We start from the raw sequence: 19,590 nt of genomic DNA on the forward strand, positions 1-19,590 counted from the left end.
CGCCTAGCTCTCCCACGCCGGACGCTGGGTCTTGAACTGGCTGAAGATCTTCTCGAAGACCTCGTCCCCGGCGCCCTTCTGCTCGGCGTTCGCGCTGGCGGACATCATCTGGAGCAGCTCCCGGAAGGGGAATCCGTGGATGGTCGCGTTGAACTTCGGCGCGAACGCCCGCAGCACCTGCTCGCCCAGGTCGGTGATGGCGCCGACGCCGATCGCGTAGAGCCGGAAGCGACGGGCGGCCTGCTCCGCGGCCAGCACCGGCACGAGGCGCTGCCAGGTGTCTGTGCGCCGGCCCTGCGCGTCGGTCGGCAGCCCGTCGGTGACCAGGCAGATCTGCGGGCGGTAGTACTGCAGCCCGGAGGCGCGCAGCTCCGCCTTGCGGGCCGCGACGATGTGCATCGCCAGCTCCAGGGCCTCGGTCATCAGGGTTACGCCCGTCGCGCCCAGCTGCGGCGGCCGGAACTGGTGGGCGGGCACGAACGGGCTCACCGGCGCCCCGGGGGCGAGGAGTTGGGGACCCCGCCACACGGCGACGGCCTGCCCGCCGAAGGTGACCACGGCGACCTCGACGCTGTAGCTGAGGGCCACGTCGTCGTGCAGTTCCCGGGTCCATTCCACGAGCGCGTCGTTGAGCGTCCGGATCGGCTGACCCGCCATGGAGCTGGAGGTGTCCAGGCACAGCACCAGCGGCAGGCGCTGGGCGTTGTTCTCGAACTCGATGTCGGCGTACTCCGCAGGCAGGGTGGGCGGGTATTCGCTGGACATGGCGTCTCCTGGTGCGGCGGTGCGTCAACGGGCGTGGGTCTGGCGTCCGGTGGCGGGCGGGAAGGCGTACAGGACGTCGGCGTCGCGGTCCGCCCCGTCGGCGACGTCGACGCGCGTGCCGGGTCCCGGCGGCGTCCGCCCCGGCTGCGCCCACACCGCCCGGTGGAGCACCCGGTCGATCTCGACGTAGCCCTGAGGATGGAGGCAGGTGCGGACGACGGCGGGGCGGGTGGGGCCCGTACGGACGGCGGGGCCCGGGCTCGGTGCCGCGCTCGGACCGGTCCGGGCCCGCGCGGTGGCGTCTCCGGCGTCACCTGCGGCACCGGGCGATGTCCGCGGGGCTCCGGCGCCAGGAGTGGCGAGGGCGCGGGACCGGCGGACGACGTGGACGAAGGCGGCGAGGAGGAGGGCGAGCAGGGCGCCCAGGACGGCGACGCCGATCAGGGCGGGGTCCGGGCCGGACCGTCCCGCGGACGTCTTCTTCGCCGCGGCCGACGAGGCGGCCGACGGGTGCGAGGCGGGGCCGACCGCGACCGAGCGCTCCGCGCCCAGGGCCGCGACGTCCGGCCGCGCGGTCAGCTCCGTGCCGGTCCGGTCGCGCGCGCCGAGGACGGTGCACAGATCGTCGCGGACCTGGGCGTCACAGGCACCGGCACGGTTCAGCTCCCGCACGGTCGAGGGCTGCAACCGGCTGACACGGGCCCGCGGGTCGACGAACCGGTGGCCCGCCAGCACCAGCAGTACGGTGCCGCCCTCCCCCGTGGTGACACCGGCCGGCACCTGGACCACGAGGTTCTCGCGCTGCTTGAGGACCCGCGCGGCCAGGTCGGCACGGTCGCGTGCGGTGTCGAGGCCGAGCGCCTGGTTGAGCCTGACCGTGACGGCCCCCGTGCCGAGCCAGGCGGACCAGCACCGCAGCCGCGCGGAGAAACCCGCGTCGCACGGGTCGCCTGCCGCTGCCGCCGGAACCGTCGGCAGCACCGTGAGGAGAATCCCGAAAAGCATGGTGAAACAGAGCGAACGCCTCATGGGCAACCCCCCGCGGCCTGAAAAGGCCCGTGCCCATAGTGAAGGCAATACGCCCTTATCCGAAAGGGGTTGAGAGCCCTCACGACCGTCACTTCTAAAGCTTGAACACCTGATGGCAACGGGTGAACATCTGCCGCGCCCGTTCCACCCAGTCACTGACCAGAGCGTCGAAGTCCGGCTGGGTGACACGGCAGGTCAGCGGCAGGTTGCACACCCCGGCGAGACAGGGGCGCGGTCCTCGGACGTCCCATACGGAGAGCATGGGATTCAGTTGTTCGGTGTTCCACGCGTTCGATGCGGCGGCGGCGACGGCCAGTTGGTCATGGCGCAGGAAATGACCGTCGGTCACAAAGGCGACGAGCAGCCGTTTGGTGGTCATGAATCGGACGGTGAGCGTACGGCCCATGTCGTCGAGATCGAATTGGAGGGACACCGAGTCGGTGTCCGCGACGGCGCGGTAATTCCGGCCGGCTCCCCATTGCTGCACCAACTGCCGCCAGTGCGTGCCGATTTCCAGTACGGGTGAGGGCAACGACTCAGAAGCCGGCACGGCCCACCGCCCGGGCGACCATGTCGTCGGTCAGTCCTGCGTCCAGGAGCGCCTGGGCGTGCAGCAGCAGACAGGAGGGCACGGACACGCTGGCTCCGGAGTCGCGGCGGGCGGCCAGTTCGCCGACCCGGATCTCGATCGTGCGCCGCACCCGGGGCGGGGGCCAGGACGGCGGTGGCCCGCTCTCCTCGATCAGTGCGGCCAGCAGGTCGCCGAGTCCGGGCCGGTCCTCGGGCCGCTTCGCCAGACACTGCGAGATCAGGGGCCGCAGGCCCGGCGGTACGGCGTCGAGGCGCGGCGGGCCGAACACGACCTGGTAGCGCACCGACTCCCCCGCCCCGTGCGGCGGCCTGCCGGACAGGGCGTAGACGAGGACCCCGCCGAGCGAGAAGACGTCGGTGGGCGGGCCGACGGGCGCGCCCTTCATCTGCTCGGGCGACATGAAGGGCGGGGTGCCGACGACGATGCCGGCCTGGGTGAGCCCGGGGGCGCCGTCGACGCGGGAGATCCCGAAGTCGATGACGCGCGGGCCGTCCGACGCCAGCAGCACGTTGGCCGGCTTGAGGTCGCGGTGCACGACGCCGGCCGCGTGCACCGCCTGCAACGCCTCGACCAGGAACGCGCCCAGCCGGCGCACCTGTTCCTCGGGCAGCGGCCCGTCGGTGCGTACCGCCTCCGCCAGCGACGGCCCGGGCACGTACATCGTGGCCAGCCAGGGCAGTTCGGCGTCGGTGTCGGCGTCGACCACCGCCGCCGTGTACGCGCCGCTGACCACCCGGGCGGCCGCGACCTCGCGGGCGAAACGCTCACGGAACTCGGGCTCCGCCGCCAGTTCGGGGCGCACCACCTTCACGGCCACCTCGCGGCCGGCCGGCGACCGGCCGAGATAGACCCAGCCCATGCCGCCGGAGCCCAGCCGCCCCACGATGCGGTACGGCCCCACCCTCATCGGATCGCTGACCGGTGTGCGCATCCCGCTCACCTCATTTCGGGGTTCGTTGCAGGATGTCCCGAGTGTCCCGCGAAATCCCGGTCCACACAGAGGTGATGCGGGAAATGACGTGCGCCGTCACCAGGTGGGGATCATGCCCCCGTCGATCACGAAGTCGCTGCCGGTGATGTTGGCCGAACGGTCCCCGGCCAGGAACACGGTCAGCTCCGCCACCTCCTGGGGCTTGGTGAAGCGTCCGGTGACCATGGCCGACTTCGCACCGGCCACGATGTCCTCGGGGCTTACACCCACCGCGGCCGACACCGTGTCGGCCACTCCCCCGCCGCCGAGCCACAGGTCCGTCTCCACCGGCCCCGGGCTCACCGTGTTCAGGCGGACCCCCTTGGGACCGACCTCCTTGGACAGGGCCTTGGAGAAGGCGACGAGCGCGGCCTTGCCCGCGCTGTAGTCGATCACCAGCGGGTCGGGCAGGGTGGCGTTGACGGAGGCAATGGTGACGACCGAGCCCCGGCCCGCCGCGAGCATCACCGGCAGCGCGGCGCGCGTGACCCGTACGGCCGCGAGGAGGTTCAGGTCGATCGTGCGCAGCCACTCCTCGTCGGTCACCGAGAGGAAGCCGCCGGTGCGGGGCGGCGCCGTACCGACGTTGTTGACGAGGATGTCCACCCGCCCCTGCGCGGCCTCGATCAGGCGTCCGGCCGCCGCCGGCTCGCTCAGGTCGACGGGCACCCAGGACACCGAGCCCCGCTCGACCAGCCCGTCCAGCTCCTTCGACGTCGTACGGGAACCGGCGACCACGGATGCTCCTGCCGCGGCGAGGGCCTCGGTCACCGCCAGCCCGATGCCCTTGCTCGCACCGGTGACGACGGCGGTTCTGCCCTGAAGTTCGTTGCCCATGACATCGGCTCCTTGGGAAGGGGAGAGCGGGCCGCGGCCCGGAAACGGCGCGGCCTGGCACCCACGGTGCCAGGCCCGTACCGGCTTCGCAGGGCGAACGGGTCGCCCCGCTCGGCCCGTCTCCCTTCCCGCGGACTCAGCCGAGGATGCGGCGCTTCTGCTCCTCGAACTCCGCCTCGGTGAGGACGCCTTGTGCCTTCAGCTCGCCCAGCTGCTTGAGCTGCGCGATCTTGTCGTTCATGTCGTTCGAGGGCGCGGCGGCAGGCGGTGCCTGCTGGGGCGGCGCCTGCTGGTACGCCTGCTGTTGCTGTCCGACGTCCTGCTGCGCCCACCGTCCGGCCTGGCGCCGCGAGACACGGTTCGACACGGCCGTGGCGGTGCCGGCGACGACGGCGGTGCGCGCGACACCGCGAAGCAGTCCGGGCATGTCCACTCATCTCCCAGGGTCTGTGGCCCGCCGGCACGGCGACGCGTGCGGCGGGCTCGGGTCTCGGATCAGGCGATCGCCGATCCGGCTCCGGACGGCGAGGCCTCGATCGCCTCCAAGGAGGCCAGCAGGGCCTGGACCGGGATACGGCCGCCGGCCACCATCTGGGCGCCGCCGCGCCTCAGCTCGCGGGCCAGCGGGGCCGCCCACACGTTCTCGTAGACGAGGAGCGCCGCGGAGTTGCCCGGCTGCACGGCGTTGCCCGCTTCCGTGATGTCGTCGTCGCCCATCAGGCCGGAGGAGGCTCCTTCGAAGACGGTCAGATCGACCTCGTCCCCCAGTTCCTTGAGCTCCAGCAGCGAGAGCGTGCCGTCCTCGTCCTTGCGCACGAAGAGGAAGTCGAGAATGCGGATGATGCCGCGGTCCACCAGGTCGACGAGCAGGGGGAGCCCCTTGCCCGTCATCCGATTGCCGGGGAACTCGACGACCAGATAGTCGACGGGACCCATTTCTTCCAGGTCGTCACTCATGGTCACTCCTGATTTCCGGTACGGGACCGACGGACGGCGCGGGCCGGCGTTCGGCAGCTCACCAGCGCCGGGCCGCGGGTCAGTCGCTGTCGTCCAGCAGGCCGAACACCTCGGCGATCTTGCCGGCCGCCGAGACGATCCGTGCGCTGCCGACCACCGGGGCGATCGCGACGAGCGTGCCCTGCACCTTCTCCCAGGGAACGCCGCTCTCGGCGGCGGCACCCACGTTGAGCAGGTAGCTGGAGGGCGCCGCGTCCATGGCGACCAGCGCGGCGATGCGCGCCAGCAGATACGCCTCCGTGTCCAGACCGGATCGCTCGAAGGTGTCGACCTGCATCTGGACAAGGGTTTCGAACACGGGGGCGTCGGCCTCGGCAAGGCTTCCGATGTTCCGTTCCGCGAGGGTCTCTCCGGCCATGTCGGCACTCCTTTCGCTCCCGGCGCGCTGCTCATGCTCACGCAACCGGGACGGGGCGGCATCACCCATGGCGGGTGGTCCGACCGGCGCACCCCGGGAAGGTCACCGCTCGTCGCTGCGGCCGAACCTCAGGTAGGCGATCAGCCCGAAGATGTTGCCGAAGGCGCAGATGGCCAGCCACACCTGGGGCGGGTACTGCCGTGTCCGCTGGTGCCGGGCGATGTCGGCCATGCACACGACGGCGGGAAGGATCGCGATCAGCGGCACGATCGCGACCCACGGCGTGGGCGGCGACGAGCTGAAGGAGTCGGCTAACATGGCGGGTCCTCGGGGGCGGGCGAGTGGGGGCTGGTGACCGGCGGTGTGCGGTGGCGGGTGACGAGTCGCCTACGGGGTCTCGGGTGCGAGGATGAAGAGCCCGGCGACCTTCTCGTCGGGGTCGAAGGTGACCCGTGCCTTCATCTCGCCGGCCTCGTAGCGCAGCGGGACGTCGACGACCGTCTGGTCACCGATCCGGCGCACGAACGGCTCGTCCTCGCCGAAGCCCTCGAACGCCCCCACCAGGCCGGCGACCGTGGCCAGGCCGCTGCCGCGCACCTCGTCGGTGAACGCCTCCAGGACCTGTGCGTTGAACGACCGCCTCGCCTCGTCCATGCGCCCGTCGAGGACGGCCTTGACGATCGTGATCGCGCGCGGCGCGGCGTCCGCCATACGCACCGTCTTGTCCATGGGTTCTCCCGTCCGGGGATCGATGGGCCGGCCGAACCGCTGGAAGGCGGCCTGACGGGTGACGCCGAGCAGATCGCCGATCTCCTGCCAGGTGTGCCCGGCGTCCCGGCTCTGCTGCACGCAGAGCTTGAGCACCTGCTCCGCCAGCTCGTCGATGCCCTGGGCCCGCCGGACCACGTCGAGGTAGGCGGGCGGCGCCAGCGGGCTGCCCAGCGCCTGCGCCAGAAGCGAGGACTGCTCGGCCAGGAGCCCGCTCAGGGCGGCCAGGGACGGAGAATCGGCCATGCGTCAAGGATGCCTTTACACCACCTTCGGCGTCAAGGCATCCTTTACAGCAGACCTCTTATGGCAAGGCGTGCAGCGGCACCGCCCAGGCGTCAGAGTCCCGCCCGGGTGAACGTCAGATGCGTGACGCCGCTGGGCGACGAGACGGACTCGACCTGGTAGTCCTTCTCCAGGTCCTCCAGCCCGTCCCACAGCCGCACGCCCCGGCCGAGCAGGATCGGGACCACCACGACGTGCATTTGGTCGATGAGCCGGGCCGCGAGGAAGTCGCGGATCACGGTTGGGCCCCCGCCGATGCGTACGTCCTGGCCGCCCGCCGCGTCGCGGGCCGTCTCGAGCGCCTTGGCGGGCTCGGTGTCGAGGAAGTGGAATGTCGTGCCGCCCTCCATCTCGATCGACGGGCGCGTGTGGTGGGTGAGGACGAAGGTCGGCGTGTGGAACGGCGGGTTGGGTCCCCACCAGCCCTTCCACTCCGGGTCCTCGTGCCATCCGGGGTGGCCGAACTTCCCGGCGCCCATGATCTCGGCACCGATGCCGGGGTCGAACCGCCGCGCGAAGGCGTCGTCGACGCCGGTGCTCCCGCCGGGCCGGCCGACCATGTCGTGCCAGAACCGGGTGTCGAACATCCACCCGTGCAGCCGTTCGCCGGCGTGGCCGAACGGCGCGTCGAGGCTCAGCCCCTCACCGGTGGCGAAGCCGTCGAGCGAGAGGGAGAAGTTGTGGACGCGTGCGAGTGACATGACTGACGATTCCTCTCCGCGTCCCGGTCTCGGGACGTCCACTGCCGATTCTTGCGTCAACGATGAGGCGGCGCCCGCCGAAACGCGCAGCGGCCGCCGACACGGCCCTCAGTCCGGTGTCGGCCCCGGTCGGGCCAACTGCCGCTCGGGGGCGCGCAGTAGACGCAGACCGGCCAGGCTCTGCAGGGTCATCGTGGCGGCGGCCGCCGCGGTGAGCGCGAACCCACCGCGTGGTCCGAGCGCGTCGATCGCCCAGCCCGACACGGCCGCGGCGACGGCCGATCCCGCCGCACTCGCGGAGCCGAGCCAGGAGAACGCCTGGGTCAGTACCGCCCGGTGGACGGCCGACTCGGTGAGCACCGCGAACAGCGCGAGAAGGGGTGGGATCGCGGCGCCGGTCAGGACCACGACCAGTCCCAGCTCCAGCGGTGAGCCGACCGTGAGCGACAACAGCGTGCCGGTCGTCAACGCGCAACTCACCAGCAGCAGTTGCACCGGTGGTGCCGCCCTCCACCGGCGTAGCCCGTAGAGCCAACCGGCCAGCAGGCCGCTGCAGTTGGAGACGGCGAGGAGCGCGGCGGCGGCGCCCGGTGCGCCGTGCGCCACCACGAAGGCGGTCACCGACACCTGCAGGGCGCCGAAGTAGACGCCGACGGCGAGGTTGAGGCCGATCAGGACGAGGACGGCGCCGCGCAGCGGGGAGCGGTCCCCGCGCGGGTGCGCGGTGAGGTCGGCGGCCGGCGTGGGCGCGGTGCCGCGCTGCGCCGCGAGGACCAGTCCTCCGCCCACCGACAGGGCCGCGGCCAGCAGGGTCCCGGCCGTCGGATGACCGGCCGCGGCGAGGGCGCTGATCGTCGCCGGGCCCACGAGGTAGCCCACGGCGTTGCCGACGGACTCCAGCGCGAACGCGGTGGGCAGTTCCGTCGCCCGGTCGGTGCGGAGCAGATGGGCCCAGCGTGCCGCGGACATCGCGGCGAGCTGGGGGACGCTCGCCCCGGCCGGCGCACCGCCCAGGACCAGTAGCGGTGCGGAGGCGTCCGCCGCGACGAGGGACACGAGGAGCGCCACCGCGGCGGCGTGTGCGAGCAGCGCGGGCGGCAGCACCCGGGTCTGCCCGAACCGGTCCACGAGACGGGCCAGTTGGGGCGCCCCGACCGCCTCGGCCACGGCGAAAGCGCCGCTGACCAGGCCGGCCGGGGCGAAGGTGCCGGTACGGGCGTGCACGAGCCAGAAAATGCTCAGGCCGGTCATCGCGACGCCGACGCGCCCCAGCAAGGCCGGCAGGAAGAAGGCAGCGGCGCCAGGGGTGCGCAGCAGGGAACGGTAGTTCGCCGAGGGCACGGCGAATCCCTTTCGCTGCCCGGCGGGACGGCCCAACCGGGCCGTCGGTGCCCGATGGACCGACCCGTGGTCACCGCCTGGAACCGTCCAGTTCTGGCACGGAGAGGGGACACGCGCCCCGCACCGACTCCATCACCGGGCAGAAATCTCGAGATGCTGTCAGATCTCTTGAGATGGTGTCAGAACTCTTGCGGTGGTGTCAGAACTCTTGAGGTGACGGCCCCTGGTTCGCGCCGCGCATCATCGACATCAGCAGCCGGTGGGTCTCGGCGTCGGCGGCGGCCACCAGTCCGCGGCCTCCCTCACCGATCGGGACGCCGTCGATGCCTGTGACGACGCAGCCGGCGGCCCGGCACAGCACGATGCCGGCCGCGAAGTGCACGCTGCCGGAGAGGTCGCCGCCGTCCGTGACGTAGGCGGCGCGCCGGCCGGCGGCGACCCAGGCCAGCGCCAGCGTCGAGGACACGACGCGCGGCCGGAAGTGGGCGCCGAACCCGGCGTGGGCCAGGAGATCCACGGCGCGGAACGCGGGCGCGCTCGGGAACGGCGGATCCAGGTTCACGTCCACCAGCCGGCAGGCGGACGAGGGCTCCAGCGGGGCGTCGTCGGCTCCGTCCTGGCGTACCCACGCGCTCTTCCCGTCGGTGAAGAAGACCTCGCCGCCGAACGGGTCGGCCACCGCCGCCGCGCCGTCGCGCAGCGCCACGTTGACGGCCACCAGCATGCTGCCGACGGCGTAGTTCAGGGTGCCGCACAGGGGGTCCACCAGCCACTGGCGCACGGCGTCCGCGGCGCCCTGCTGCCCGCCCTCCTCGCCGAGCACCGCGTCGTCGGGCCGTGCGGCCCGGATGACGCCGAGGATCGCCTGCTCCGCCGCCACGTCGGCGGCGGTGGCGAAGTCCCCGGCGCCCTTGTCGATGCGGTCGAGTCGCCGGCCGTACATGCCGCGCACCACGTCCGCGCCGGCCCGCACACCGGCCATCGCCACCGCGGCGTCGTCGGAACTCTCGTATGAGGTGATCACGTCGCGCAGACTACCGGGGCGGGGGCCACCGGCCCGGCGCCCCGTCCCCCTCCCGGCCTGCGCGCTAGCGGTTGACGGACCGCATCCCCGCCTCGTCGTACCGTTCCCCGGACGCCTCCGGCAGCTCCGCCTCGATGCGGGCGAGGTCCTCCTTGGTCAGCTCGATGCCGGCCGCGCCGGCGTTCTGCTCCAGGTAGGTGCGGCGCTTGGTGCCCGGGATCGGCACCAGGTCCTCGCCCTGAGCCAGCACCCAGGCGATGGCGAGCTGCGCCGGCGTCACGTCCTTCTCGGCGGCGATCTCCTTCACCTTGGCCGCCAGCCGCTGGTTCGCCGCCAGGTTGCCGTCCTGGAAGCGCGGGTTCTGGCGGCGCCAGTCGTTGGCGTCCAGGTCGTCGGGCGAGGTGAACCGGCCGGCGAGGAAGCCGCGGCCGAGGGGCGAGTACGGCACGAAACCGATGCCCAGTTCGCGGCAGGCGGGCAGCACCTCGGCCTCGACGTCCCGCGACCACAGGGAGTACTCGCTCTGCACGGCGGTGATCGGGTGGACGGCGTGGGCGCGCCGGATGGTCTCCGCGCTCGCCTCGCTCAGCCCGATGTGGCGCACGGTGCCCTCGGCGACCAGCTCGCCCAGCGCGCCGACGGTCTCCTCGATGGGCACGTTCGGGTCCACCCGGTGCTGGTAGTACAGGTCGATGTGATCGGTTCCGAGCCGCTGCAGGGAGCCGTGGACGGAGCTGCGGACGTGCTCGGCCGAACCGTCCTGCGGGCCGACCGTGGTGATGTCGCCCGGTACGGCGTCGTCCATCCGGTAGTTGAACTTCGTCGCGAGCACGTACTCGTCGCGGTGTCCCCGGATCGCCTCGCCGACGAGCGACTCGTTGGTGAGCGGCCCGTACATCTGCGCGGTGTCGAGGAAGTTCATGCCGAGGTCGAGGGCGTGCCGGATGGTCGCGATCCCCTCCTCCTGGTCTGCCGATCCGTAGAAGGCGGACATGCCCATGCACCCGAGGCCGATGGCCGATACCTGGAGGTCCCGCAGACTGCGCTTTCGCATGCCGTGTCCCAGCCTTTCGCTCGTTCGCCGTCCACCATGGCGTTCTCGACGCTACGACCTGAAGCGCACTCGAACGCAAATCGGCCGATCCGGCGCGCCCCGCGCCCTGCCCCGGCTGGGCTCAGGGCAGCCGGGGCAGGAGTTTCAGGGGATGGGACACCGGTCGTGGGACAGGGAGGTGCGCAGGGCCGCGTGCAGGGCGGACGCGCTGGTGCACTCGCGGCCCCGGGAGGGCGGGACGCGCCAGTGGGGGCCGGGGCCCGTGGTCAGGTACGGAACGGGGACCACCACATGGCATCCGGCGCCGAGGACCTGGACACCGGGGAGTCGCCAGTCGGCCGCGGAGCCGGGCCGGATCAGCCAGTACATGATGCGGCCGTAACCGTCCGTGATGACGGCGCCCGTCTCGTCGCCGAGGTGGCGCAGCGCGTGCGCGCCGAGGTCGAGCGGTACGCGGACGGCGTCCCACCAGCGGCCGGCGGGCAGCAGCTGCGCTTCCGTGCCGTCCGACCGCATCCATCGCGGAGACCAGCTGCCCGTCATCACCCTCACCGGCCCTCCCGTCCGAGGCACCAAGCCTAGAACCGGGCGGTGGAAGCGAATTGCGGTGACGCGCAAGGAAGTTGTGGCGGTACGCACCGGGTGTCGCGGGATCTCGTCCGGCGACGCTACGGCGACGTAGCTTTACCGTTCGTATCCGGATTCGTACGACTGGGAGGCTGCGATGGGACACCCCGACCCCTTGGTGATCGACCCGACCGGCCACGACATCCACGGCGAGGCCGCCCGGCTCCGCGATCGCGGGCCGGTCACGGCGGTGGAACTTCCCGACGGTGTCGGGGCGTGGGCCGTCAGCGACCCCGATCTGCTCAGGCGCCTGCTCACCGACCCGCGCGTCTCCAAGGACCCGCGCCGCCACTGGACCCGCTGGATCAACGGCGAGATAGCCCCGGAATGGCCCCTGTTCACCTGGGTGGCCGTGCAGAACATGTTCACCGCGTACGGCGGCGAGCACAAACGCCTGCGCACCCTCGTCTCCAAGGCGTTCACCGCACGCCGCACCGCCGCGCTGCGGCCCCGCATCGAGGAGATCACCCGCGGTCTGCTGGACCGGGTCGAGGAGGCCGGCCGGGACGGCGGAGTCGTCGATCTGCGCGAGGGGTTCTGCTACCCGCTGCCGATCCAGGTGATCAGCGAGCTGTTCGGTCTGCCCGAGGACCAGGGCGCCGAACTGCGCTCCGTCGTGGACAGCATCTTCCACACCTCCGCGACACCGGAGGAGGTGACCGACACCTACACCCGCTTCTACGCCGCGCTCGCCAAACTCGTCGCCCTGAAGAGGGAGATGCCGGGCGACGACCTGACCTCCGCCCTCATCGCGGCCCGCGACGACGAGGACGGCACCCGCCTCAGCGAACAGGAACTCCTCGACACCCTGGTGCTGATGGTCAGCGCCGGACACGAGACCACCGTCAACCTCATCGACAACGCGATCCACGCGATGCTCACCCACCCGGAACAGCTCGCGCTCGTCCGCGCCGGCCGCGCCTCCTGGGAGGACGTGATCGAGGAGGCGCTGCGCGTCGAGGCGCCGGTCGCCAGCCTGCCGCTGCGGTACGCCGTGGAGGACCTGGCGATGGAGGAGTTCGGCGGTCCCGAAGGAGTCGTGATCGGCAAGGGCGAGGCCATCCTGGCCGCGTACGCGGCGGCCGGCCGCCATCCCGGCAAGTACGGCGACGACGCCGACCGCTTCGACATCACCCGCGCCGACAAGGAGCACCTGGCCTTCGGCTACGGCGTGCACTTCTGCCTGGGCGCGCCGCTGGGGCGGCTGGAGGCGCAGGTCGCGCTCCCGGCGCTCTTCGAGCGCTTCCCGGACCTCAGCCTCGCCGTGCCCCAGGAGGAGTTGAGGCCGGTGGACTCCTTCATCTCCAACGGCCACCGCTCCCTCCCGGCGCACCTTCGCTGATCACTCCCCGCGCCACCAGGTCCGCACCCGGTCCCACCAGCCGCGCCGCGCCCGCGCCGCGTCCGGGGCCGTGGTCGGCCGGGCCGGCACGGCCGGCATCGCCACGGACGCTCCGCCGTCCGTGGCGCGCCGGTCGACGGCGGCCGGCGGGAACGTCACGGGCAGGGCGGCGAGCGCCCGGTGGAAGGGGCCCGGCCGCCACACCAGGTCGTCGACCGGCACGGAGAGTTCGAGGTCGGGAAGGCGGTCGAGGAGCTTCTCCACCGCCGCGGCCGCGATCAGCCGGGCCGGACTCTGCGCCGGACACGTGTGCGGGCCCGCGCTCCACGCCAAGTGGGCGCGATTTCCGGCCCGTTGGTCACTGGTGAGAGTGGGATCGTTGTTCGCCGCCGCCAGCGAGACCACGATCGGGCGGCCCGGCTGCAGGGCGATGCCCTCGTACACGACGTCGTGCATCGCGTAGTGCACGGCGTAGTTGGCCATCGGCGGGTCGTTCCACAGCACCTCGTCGAGGGCGTCCTCCACCGGCAGGCTGCCGCCCGACAGGTCGCCGGCGAACCGGTCGTCGGACAGCAGCAGGCGCAGGCTGTTCGCGATGAGGTTCTGCTGCGGCTCGGTACCCGCGCCCATGAGCAGGACGAGGTTGTGGACCATCTCCTCGTCGGTGAGCTCGGCCGGGTGGGCCAGCAGCCAGGAGGTCACGTCCTGTCCGGGCTGCCTGCGCTTGAGCGCGACCAGGTCGAGCAGGGTCGTGGCGAGCAGCTCGTTGGCCTTCTCGGCGTCGACGCCGTCGAAGATCCCGGACATGCCCTGCACGAGCCGCTCGCCGTAGTCGGCCGGGCAGCCGAAGAGGTGGTTGAACACCAGCAGGGGCAGCACCTGCGCGTACTCGCCGAGGAGGTCGGCCTTGCCCGCGGGCGCGAACCGGTCGATGAGGGTGTCGGCGCTGGTCTCGACGTATCCGCGCAGCGTGTTCGGCTCGACACGGGCCAGGCTGTCGGTGATCGCGCCGCGCAGCCTGCGGTGCTCGGCGCCGTCGGTCCACAGCGCGTTCGGCCGGTACATCATCATCGGGACGACCGGGCTGTCCGCGGGGACGGTCCCGTCGGCCAGGTCCTGCCAGCGGCGGGGGTCCTTGGAGAAGGTCTCGGGGCTGCGCAGGACGTGCAGGGCGGCGTCGTAGCCGACGGCGAGCCAGGCCCGCACGCCGGGCGCCAGCTCGACCGGGGCGATCGGGCCGGACCGGCGCAGCCGGGTGTAGACGGCGCCCGGGTCGGCGGCGAACTCGGTTCCGTAGAGGGCCTCGTGGGCCGGGCAGCCCGGGGGTGGGGCGGCTGGCCGGGGTGGTTCGGAGGTCACGCGTGCTCCAGTTGGCCGGTGGGCGTGCCGCCGCTCGAGGGGCGGCGGTCGGGAGGGAGGGTCAGGAGGTACTCGACGAGGGCGATCAGCGCCTGGGTGGACGAGACGCGGTCGCGGGCGTCGCAGCGGACGAGGGGGGTCTCGGGCAGCAGGTCGAGGGCCTCGCGGACCTCGTCGAGTTCGTGCCGGGGCGCGTCCTCGAAGTCGTTGAGGGCGACGGCGTAGGGCAGTCCGAGCTCCTCCAGGACGCCCATGACCTCGAAGGACTGGTTCAGCCGCCGGGTGTCGGCCAGCACCAGCGCCCCGAGCGCGCCGCGTGTCATGTCCTGCCAGAGCTGGGTGAAGCGCTGCTGGCCGGGGGTGCCGAACAGGTACAGGACCAGGTGGTCGTTGAGGGTGAGCCGGCCGAAGTCGAGGGCGACGGTGGTGGTCGTCTTGTCCTTCATTCCGGACAGGTCGTCGACGAGGGCGCCCGCCTCCGTCATGACCTCCTCGGTGCGCAGCGGGCGGATCTCGGAGAGCGCGCCGACGTAGGTGGTCTTGCCGACCGCGAAGTGGCCGACGATCAGCAGCTTGACGGCGGTCTGCACGCCGGGCCGCAGATAGCGGTCGTCAGAGGCGGGCGCGGAGCCCATCGAGCACCTCCTGGAGGATTGTGACGTCGGACGGCCGGGCGGCCGGGATCGGTGCGCGGGTGACGATGTGGCCGCTGTCCATCAGGTCGGCGATCAGCACCTTGGCGACGCTGACCGGCAGTGCCAGATGGCCCGCCACCTCGGCGACGGACAACGCCCCCGGCCGGCACAGCTCCATGAGCCGGCGCTTCTCCGGGCTCAGTCCGGTCAGCGGCAGATCGTCGGCGGCGATCAGCAGCGTGACCAGATCCAGGGTGTTGCGCGTGGGATGGGCGCGGCCGTCCGTGACGACGTACGACCGCACCAGCCTGTCGGGGCGGCGCCGCGGGGTCATGCCGGGCTGCCGGCGTCCTGCCGCGCGGGGCTGCTCAGCTCCTTGCCGAGCCGGTCGACCAGCTTGTGCATGCGGTACGTGACCGCCTCCATGTCCACGTCCTCCCCGGTGGAGACCGCGAGGTAGGCGCCCTCGCCGGCGGCGACGAGGAAGACGTAGCCGTGCGCGAACTCGATCAGGGTCTGCCGCCACGGGGTGTGCGGGGCGCCGCAGAACTCGGCGGTGCTGCGGCTGATCGACTGGACACCGGACAGGCCCGCGGCGAGCCGCTCGGCGTCGTCGCGGCCGATGTCCTGGGAGTGGGCGCGGAGCATGCCGTCGGCGGAGAGCAGGATCGCGTGGAGCGCCTCCGGCACCTTCAGCACCTCGTCCAGCATCCAGCCCAACTCGTTGTTGGTGGGCCCGGTCATTCGTCGCTGTTCCCTTCGTCTTCCTGGGTGGTGTGCTGGGCGGCCCGGCCGTGCCGGGTGCCGCGCGCGAAGGCGCCCATGCGCCGGGCGTTCTCCTCGGCCGAGCGGCCGCCGACCTCCTCGGCCGGTACGTCCGTGTGCTCGGCGGTACTCGTACGGGCGGTCCGGCGGCGGCGCCGGGGCAGGCCGCCGACCGTGGTCGGCGTGGCGGCATCGGCGCTGGTGCCTGTGCCGGTGCCGTCCTCCGTGTCGGCGTCGGGGGCCGGTGCGGTGCGGGGTGGCGCCTCGGTGGTGGACGCGGTGCGCGGTGCGGTGTCGGTCCGGGTCGCCGGGCCGGGGGTGGTCGCGGGCCCCGGGGTGCGGGCGGGCGCTTCGGTGCCGCGCGAGGCCGGCGCGGCGGCGGGCTCCGGGTCCGGGCGCCGGTGCGTGAGCAGTGCGGACGGCAGGAACACCACGGCGCGTACGCCGCCGTACGGGGAGAGCGTGTCGGCGGAGACGGTGAAGCCGTAGCGTTCGGCAAGCACGCCGATGACGGCGAAGCCGAACCGGGGCGGGTCGCCGAGCCGGGTGACGTCCACGGGGTGCGTGCCGGAGAGCAGTTCGGCGGCGAGCTCCGTCGCCTGGCCGTCCATGCCGACGCCGGCGTCGTCGATCACCACGCAGGCGCCGTTGTGCACGGTCTGGACGGTGACCTCGACCTTGGTGTTGGGCTGCGAGTGGCGGGCCGCGTTGTCGAGCAGTTCGGCGATGGTGAGCACCACCGGCTCCACGGCCCTGCTCTCCACCGCGATGTCGACCTCGCCGTTGATGCGGATGCGACGGTAGTCACGGATGCGGGAGGTGGCGCCGCGGACGACCTCGACGAGTGCGGAGGTGGCGCGCTGGCGGCCCGGCCAGGATCCGCAGAGCACGGCGATGGCCTGTGCGCGACGGCCGAACTGGGCGTTGGTGTGGTCGATCTCGAGCAGGTCGCGCAGCACGTCGGGGTGGTCGTGCCGGTCCTGCATGTCGGAGATGGACACCTGCTGCTCGTTGGCGAGGGCCTGGATGGAGCGCATGGACGCCTTGAGGGCGGCCTTCGCCGACTGGTCGGCGCGCGACTGCGCGTGCGCGACGGCCTGGGAGAAGCGGTCCAGCACGGCGTCGAGGCACTTCGCGAAGTCGGTGCCGGCGAGGCGGGCCTCCAGCAGCCCGGCCGCCGGGACCGGTTGCGGGGTCACGTCCTCGAGGGCCGGCAGGCGAACCGAGACCAGGTGGCGCAGTTCCTCGTCCCGTGCCCGCAGGCCGTCCGACAGTTCGGTGTTCCGTCGGCGCTGCAGGGCGGTGATGCCGCGCTGCCGCACCAGCAGCACGGTGACGGCGCACAGGCCGAGGCCCAGGCACCAGATCAGCGCCTCCGATATCTGATCGGTCATGGAGTCCTCTGTGGCGGGCGTGAGTTGACGGGTCGCTGACGGTAGTGATGCGCACGGTCGCGCACTTGCCCACGCGCGCAGAGAAGTTGTCGGCGGACGCATCGGCACCGGGCGTCACAGGGGCGGGCTCCGACTTCCCTTTGGCATATGCCGATGACCATCCGGAGGTGATGCGGGGCCGCGCCGTTGCACTAGGCTGCGGTGAAGTGACTCTCGGTGGCCCGGCCGGGCCCTGCCATGACCGCAACAACTTCAGGACACGCCGCGATGGAGGGGACGGTGCCCGCGCGAAGCTATGTCGTGGAGGAGCAGACCACGACGGAAGTGGGCCCGCGTGAAAGGGCCGACTTCTGGAGCGAGCACATCGCGTCCTACCAGTCCCGTATGGGGTACCGGTACGTACGACGCGACAACTTCGAGGGTGAAACGGTCCGTCAGCGCACGGGCACGTATCAGCTCGTCCGGTTCCACTCGGACGAGATCGAGTACCAGCGGACCGCGCAGCAGGTTCGGCAGGATCCCGACGAGGACTACCGGTTACTGGTCTCCCTGACCGGACGGCTGGTGCTGCGGCAGGACGAGGAGCAGGCGGAGCTGACGCCGGGGACCGCCGGGCTGGTGAGCTTCGGCGCACCCTTCCAGTGCCTGCAGGACGCGTCCACCCAGGCGTTCATCCTCACCATCCCCGCGCGCGAGATCGACGGACGGCTGAACCGGACGTCACCACTCGCCGCCGGCGTGGACCTGACCCGGGGGCTGGGCCGCGTCGTGAACTCCTTGCTCAACGACCTCTACGAGCAGCGATACGCCCTGACCGACCCGCAGTTCGACGCGGTGTCGGACCGCCTCGTGGACCTGCTCTGCATGCTCGTGGTCGGCGACGACCGCCCCGACATCCCGGGCCATCTCGCCGAGGTGGAGGCGATGGTCCGGCGTTACGTGCGCGACCACGCGGCCGACCCCGGCCTCACCGGCACGTCCATGGCCCGCGCGCTGGGCTGGTCCCTGCGCCAGATCCAGCTCGCCCTCCAGCGTGCGGGCACCACGCCGCGCGACCTGATCCGCGAGGAGCGCCTGCGGCTGGTCCGCGACCGCCTCCAGTGCGACAGCTGCACGCACTTGACGATCACGGAACTCGCCTACGCCTCGGGGTTCTCCTCGGCGAGCGCGCTGAGCACGGCCTTCCGCCGCCGCTTCGGAGTGAGCCCGCGCGAGATGCGCCTGGGCGCGTCCTGAACCACGCCGCCGGGCTCGCCCTTGGTGTGGTCCCAGAGCGGGCCCGACGGCAGGGTCCGGGGGATGGCGCGCTCCCGGCGCGCCAACTCCCTTCCGAATCAGCCCCGTTGCCTCACCGCTCGTCGCGCAGCCTGTTCGCCAGGGACGTCAGAGGCTCGGTCTCCTCGGCGTGCCCGGCGGCGGTCAGGTGGGCGATCGCCGCGTCGAGGCGGGTGAGGGCGGGGTCGGGGCGCTCCAGGTAGAGGCCCTCCACGGCGCCGGCGAGGCGGACGCACTCGGCCCACTCACCCGCTCGGTCGTCCTGCGGGCCCGGTTCGCCGAGCAGGGTGAGGGCCTTGTCCAGGGCGATCAGCGCGTCCTCGTACCGGCCGCCGTAGGCGTTGACCCGGCCGTGCTCGTACGCCAGCGCCGTGTCCAGGGAACGGCCACGCGCCTCGTACCCGGCGGTGCGGGCCTCGTCGGCGATCCGGCCCGCGTCCGCGAGGAAGGCGAGGGCGCCGGCCAGACCGTCGGCGCCCTGCTGCTGGGCGTTGAGGCGGGCGAGTTCGCGCAGGGAGCTGCTGAGCTGCTCGTAACGCGGGGCCTTGGCGTGAGCCGCGATCGCCTGGTCCGCGGCCTCGCGGGCCCGGGCGAACTCACCGGATTCACCGAGGAGTACGGCCGTCTCCGCGGCGATCATGGCGTGGCTGCCGGGGTCGTCGTCCCAGCCGGCCGACTCGGCGGCGAGAGCGGCGAACTCCGCCGTGGCGGCCTTGAGATCCTCGCCCGCGTGCAGCGCGCGGGCCCGGGTCAGGCGCAGCTGGGCGGCGAGCCGGTCGTCCAACTCCCCGGAGGCGACGTCCGGTTCGGCCAGCAGGGAGTCGAGCAGCGCGATGCAGTCCTCGACATGGCCGAGGTCGAGGCTGAGCTGGGCGGCGTTGCTGTACGCACAGAAGGCGTCCATACGGCTGCCCGCGCGCAGCTCCAGCTCGGCGGAGCGCGTGAGATGGCGCAGTGCCTCCTCGTGGCGGCCCAGGTGCATGCAGGCCTCGGCCAGGTCTCCGTGGAGGCGGACGGTGTCGGCGCCGTCGCCGGGCCACTCGGCGGCCAGGCGGAGCCCTTCGGCCAGGGAGTCGTGTGCGGCCTGCGCCTGCCTGAGGCCCAGTTGGAAGCGGCCGCGCAGGGCGAGGGTGCGGGGCAGGTGCCAGGCGGGTCCGTCCGCCCTGAGCCGGTCCAGCAGGGCGTCGATCTCGGTGACCGCGGCGGGCAGGTCGCCGGAGAGGGCGTAGGTGCTGGACCGCAGCAGCCGGGCACCGGAGATCTGCCCGGCGATGTCGTGCCGGGTGGCGAACTCGTGCAGCAGGTCCACCTCGGCCGACACCGGCGCGACGTGCTCCTCGTCCCGCGACGCCTGCAGCCGCAGCCCGAGCACGGTCGCCCGCAACCGCAGCATCCGGGCCTCCTGATGCGGCGTGAGGCCGGAGGGCCCACTCCGGGGTGTGGAGCAGCGGA

Annotated in this window: 22 protein-coding genes and 1 pseudogene; 2 read left to right on the forward strand and 21 right to left on the reverse strand. The window is 72.4% G+C overall.

The window, feature by feature from the left end; translation table 11 throughout:
- Positions 1-3: 3 nt before the first annotated feature.
- The 15 genes from ACFU97_RS21200 to ACFU97_RS21270 form a co-directional block, all read right to left on the reverse strand.
- On the reverse strand, positions 4-765 hold the full coding sequence (locus tag ACFU97_RS21200) for a hypothetical protein (RefSeq protein WP_384258646.1): 762 nt from the start codon (positions 763-765) through the stop codon (positions 4-6).
- A 24-nt stretch (positions 766-789) separates the two neighbouring features.
- Positions 790-1,770: a hypothetical protein gene (locus ACFU97_RS21205; RefSeq protein ID WP_384258648.1), complete on the reverse strand. Its 981-nt coding sequence runs from the start codon at positions 1,768-1,770 to the stop codon at positions 790-792.
- Between the two features lie 118 nt (positions 1,771-1,888).
- Entirely contained in the window at positions 1,889-2,344 is a 456-nt protein-coding gene (locus ACFU97_RS21210; RefSeq protein ID WP_384258650.1) for a hypothetical protein, read from the reverse strand.
- Positions 2,331-3,317, reverse strand: a complete 987-nt coding sequence (locus ACFU97_RS21215; protein ID WP_384258652.1) for a serine/threonine-protein kinase — start codon at positions 3,315-3,317, stop codon at positions 2,331-2,333. Before ACFU97_RS21215 ends, ACFU97_RS21210 begins: the two co-directional genes overlap by 14 nt.
- Before the next feature lie 96 nt (positions 3,318-3,413).
- Complete coding sequence (locus ACFU97_RS21220; RefSeq protein WP_384258655.1) at positions 3,414-4,193, reverse strand: oxidoreductase; 780 nt, start codon at positions 4,191-4,193, stop codon at positions 3,414-3,416.
- A 136-nt stretch (positions 4,194-4,329) separates the two neighbouring features.
- Positions 4,330-4,620, reverse strand: coding sequence for an SHOCT domain-containing protein (locus ACFU97_RS21225; protein WP_384258657.1), 291 nt, complete (start codon positions 4,618-4,620; stop codon positions 4,330-4,332).
- Positions 4,621-4,688: 68 nt separating this feature from the next.
- Positions 4,689-5,150: a DUF6325 family protein gene (locus ACFU97_RS21230; protein ID WP_384258659.1), complete on the reverse strand. Its 462-nt coding sequence runs from the start codon at positions 5,148-5,150 to the stop codon at positions 4,689-4,691.
- Between the two features lie 79 nt (positions 5,151-5,229).
- Entirely contained in the window at positions 5,230-5,568 is a 339-nt protein-coding gene (locus ACFU97_RS21235; RefSeq protein ID WP_384258661.1) for a carboxymuconolactone decarboxylase family protein, read from the reverse strand.
- A gap of 102 nt (positions 5,569-5,670) precedes the next feature.
- Positions 5,671-5,886, reverse strand: a complete 216-nt coding sequence (locus ACFU97_RS21240) for a PLD nuclease N-terminal domain-containing protein (RefSeq protein WP_384258663.1) — start codon at positions 5,884-5,886, stop codon at positions 5,671-5,673.
- Between the two features lie 69 nt (positions 5,887-5,955).
- Positions 5,956-6,582, reverse strand: coding sequence for a DUF3887 domain-containing protein (locus tag ACFU97_RS21245; protein WP_384258666.1), 627 nt, complete (start codon positions 6,580-6,582; stop codon positions 5,956-5,958).
- 92 nt (positions 6,583-6,674) lie between these two features.
- On the reverse strand, positions 6,675-7,322 hold the full coding sequence (locus tag ACFU97_RS21250) for a dihydrofolate reductase family protein (protein WP_384258668.1): 648 nt from the start codon (positions 7,320-7,322) through the stop codon (positions 6,675-6,677).
- A gap of 108 nt (positions 7,323-7,430) precedes the next feature.
- On the reverse strand, positions 7,431-8,663 hold the full coding sequence (locus ACFU97_RS21255; protein WP_384258670.1) for an MFS transporter: 1,233 nt from the start codon (positions 8,661-8,663) through the stop codon (positions 7,431-7,433).
- Between the two features lie 199 nt (positions 8,664-8,862).
- Entirely contained in the window at positions 8,863-9,645 is a 783-nt protein-coding gene (locus ACFU97_RS21260) for an inositol monophosphatase family protein (RefSeq protein ID WP_384258933.1), read from the reverse strand.
- Positions 9,646-9,751: 106 nt separating this feature from the next.
- A complete protein-coding gene (locus ACFU97_RS21265; protein ID WP_384258672.1) occupies positions 9,752-10,741 on the reverse strand; it encodes an aldo/keto reductase in 990 nt (329 codons plus the stop codon).
- A gap of 144 nt (positions 10,742-10,885) precedes the next feature.
- Entirely contained in the window at positions 10,886-11,284 is a 399-nt protein-coding gene (locus ACFU97_RS21270) for a hypothetical protein (protein WP_384258935.1), read from the reverse strand.
- Positions 11,285-11,465: 181 nt separating this feature from the next.
- Between ACFU97_RS21270 and ACFU97_RS21275 the strand changes: the two genes are divergently transcribed.
- Entirely contained in the window at positions 11,466-12,710 is a 1,245-nt protein-coding gene (locus ACFU97_RS21275) for a cytochrome P450 (RefSeq protein ID WP_384258675.1), read from the forward strand.
- On the opposite strand, the gene ACFU97_RS21280 is transcribed toward ACFU97_RS21275, so the two are convergent.
- The 5 genes from ACFU97_RS21280 to ACFU97_RS21300 are packed head-to-tail and all read right to left on the reverse strand — an operon-like array spanning position 12,711 to position 16,863.
- Positions 12,711-14,069 carry a cytochrome P450 gene (locus ACFU97_RS21280; protein ID WP_384258677.1) on the reverse strand — a complete coding sequence of 453 codons (1,359 nt, stop codon included), beginning with the start codon at positions 14,067-14,069 and terminating at the stop codon, positions 12,711-12,713.
- Positions 14,066-14,704, reverse strand: a complete 639-nt coding sequence (locus tag ACFU97_RS21285; RefSeq protein ID WP_384258680.1) for an ATP/GTP-binding protein — start codon at positions 14,702-14,704, stop codon at positions 14,066-14,068. The genes ACFU97_RS21280 and ACFU97_RS21285 overlap by 4 nt, the downstream gene beginning before the upstream one ends.
- Positions 14,682-15,038, reverse strand: a complete 357-nt coding sequence (locus ACFU97_RS21290; RefSeq protein ID WP_384258682.1) for a DUF742 domain-containing protein — start codon at positions 15,036-15,038, stop codon at positions 14,682-14,684. Before ACFU97_RS21290 ends, ACFU97_RS21285 begins: the two co-directional genes overlap by 23 nt.
- The gene (locus ACFU97_RS21295) at positions 15,035-15,448 is read right to left on the reverse strand and encodes a roadblock/LC7 domain-containing protein (RefSeq protein ID WP_384258684.1); all 414 of its coding nucleotides are present in this window, start codon (positions 15,446-15,448) and stop codon (positions 15,035-15,037) included. Before ACFU97_RS21295 ends, ACFU97_RS21290 begins: the two co-directional genes overlap by 4 nt.
- Entirely contained in the window at positions 15,445-16,863 is a 1,419-nt protein-coding gene (locus ACFU97_RS21300) for an ATP-binding protein (protein WP_384258686.1), read from the reverse strand. The genes ACFU97_RS21295 and ACFU97_RS21300 overlap by 4 nt, the downstream gene beginning before the upstream one ends.
- Positions 16,864-17,142: 279 nt before the next feature.
- On the opposite strand from ACFU97_RS21300, the gene ACFU97_RS21305 reads away from it, so the two are divergent.
- Positions 17,143-18,099, forward strand: a complete 957-nt coding sequence (locus ACFU97_RS21305) for an AraC family transcriptional regulator (RefSeq protein WP_384258689.1) — start codon at positions 17,143-17,145, stop codon at positions 18,097-18,099.
- 112 nt (positions 18,100-18,211) lie between these two features.
- Here the strand turns inward: ACFU97_RS21305 and ACFU97_RS21310 are convergent.
- Positions 18,212-19,590 (reverse strand): annotated as a pseudogene (locus ACFU97_RS21310) (hypothetical protein); the annotation flags it as partial.

The organism is Streptomyces sp. NPDC057616 (genome assembly GCF_042800575.1).
Classification (GTDB): domain Bacteria; phylum Actinomycetota; class Actinomycetes; order Streptomycetales; family Streptomycetaceae; genus Streptomyces.

Excerpts from the sequence above, each read along its gene's own strand:
- ACFU97_RS21200 (WP_384258646.1), bottom strand. The coding sequence starts at position 765 with ATGTCCAGCGAATACCCGCCCACCCTGCCTGCGGAGTACGCCGACATC.
- ACFU97_RS21205 (WP_384258648.1), bottom strand. The coding sequence starts at position 1,770 with ATGCTTTTCGGGATTCTCCTCACGGTGCTGCCGACGGTTCCGGCGGCA.
- ACFU97_RS21215 (WP_384258652.1), bottom strand. The coding sequence starts at position 3,317 with ATGCGCACACCGGTCAGCGATCCGATGAGGGTGGGGCCGTACCGCATC.
- ACFU97_RS21220 (WP_384258655.1), bottom strand. The coding sequence starts at position 4,193 with ATGGGCAACGAACTTCAGGGCAGAACCGCCGTCGTCACCGGTGCGAGC.
- ACFU97_RS21225 (WP_384258657.1), bottom strand. The coding sequence starts at position 4,620 with ATGCCCGGACTGCTTCGCGGTGTCGCGCGCACCGCCGTCGTCGCCGGC.
- ACFU97_RS21230 (WP_384258659.1), bottom strand. The coding sequence starts at position 5,150 with ATGAGTGACGACCTGGAAGAAATGGGTCCCGTCGACTATCTGGTCGTC.
- ACFU97_RS21235 (WP_384258661.1), bottom strand. The coding sequence starts at position 5,568 with ATGGCCGGAGAGACCCTCGCGGAACGGAACATCGGAAGCCTTGCCGAG.
- ACFU97_RS21240 (WP_384258663.1), bottom strand. The coding sequence starts at position 5,886 with ATGTTAGCCGACTCCTTCAGCTCGTCGCCGCCCACGCCGTGGGTCGCG.
- ACFU97_RS21245 (WP_384258666.1), bottom strand. The coding sequence starts at position 6,582 with ATGGCCGATTCTCCGTCCCTGGCCGCCCTGAGCGGGCTCCTGGCCGAG.
- ACFU97_RS21250 (WP_384258668.1), bottom strand. The coding sequence starts at position 7,322 with ATGTCACTCGCACGCGTCCACAACTTCTCCCTCTCGCTCGACGGCTTC.
- ACFU97_RS21260 (WP_384258933.1), bottom strand. The coding sequence starts at position 9,645 with ATGGCCGGTGTGCGGGCCGGCGCGGACGTGGTGCGCGGCATGTACGGC.
- ACFU97_RS21265 (WP_384258672.1), bottom strand. The coding sequence starts at position 10,741 with ATGCGAAAGCGCAGTCTGCGGGACCTCCAGGTATCGGCCATCGGCCTC.
- ACFU97_RS21270 (WP_384258935.1), bottom strand. The coding sequence starts at position 11,284 with ATGACGGGCAGCTGGTCTCCGCGATGGATGCGGTCGGACGGCACGGAA.
- ACFU97_RS21275 (WP_384258675.1), top strand. The coding sequence starts at position 11,466 with ATGGGACACCCCGACCCCTTGGTGATCGACCCGACCGGCCACGACATC.
- ACFU97_RS21285 (WP_384258680.1), bottom strand. The coding sequence starts at position 14,704 with ATGGGCTCCGCGCCCGCCTCTGACGACCGCTATCTGCGGCCCGGCGTG.
- ACFU97_RS21290 (WP_384258682.1), bottom strand. The coding sequence starts at position 15,038 with ATGACCCCGCGGCGCCGCCCCGACAGGCTGGTGCGGTCGTACGTCGTC.
- ACFU97_RS21295 (WP_384258684.1), bottom strand. The coding sequence starts at position 15,448 with ATGACCGGGCCCACCAACAACGAGTTGGGCTGGATGCTGGACGAGGTG.
- ACFU97_RS21300 (WP_384258686.1), bottom strand. The coding sequence starts at position 16,863 with ATGACCGATCAGATATCGGAGGCGCTGATCTGGTGCCTGGGCCTCGGC.